This is a genomic window from Lacinutrix chionoecetis, from assembly GCF_053604665.1.
Map to the genome: position 1 here is coordinate 1 of NZ_JBSHNQ010000007.1, position 285 is coordinate 285.

Consider the following 285-nt stretch of genomic DNA (forward strand, 5'->3'; position numbering starts at 1 on the left):
GGCATTTTATTATTTACAAACAGTTGTTTTTTATTTTAGCGTTTAAGCGTAAAATGCGCACGAACCGATTTCTTTTGGTCTGTGCCTGGTTCTCTGTATTCTACAGTAAACCAGTAATCGCTTGTTGGCATTGGGTTACCATTATAAGTTCCATCCCATCCTGCGCCTGTTGGGCTAAGTTGTTTTAACAGTTTTCCAAAACGATCAAAGATATAGATTATAGCATCTGGCTGGTCGCCTATGCCATAAATGTTCCAGGTGTCGTGGTAACCATCGCCATTTGGT

The 285-nt window shown here is 40.4% G+C and carries 1 protein-coding gene; it reads right to left on the bottom strand.

The window, feature by feature from the left end; genetic code table 11:
* Positions 1-35: 35 nt before the first annotated feature.
* The coding region (locus tag ACVC43_RS00035) for a T9SS type B sorting domain-containing protein (RefSeq protein ID WP_452222526.1) at positions 36-285 on the bottom strand (250 nt) is incomplete at its 5' end.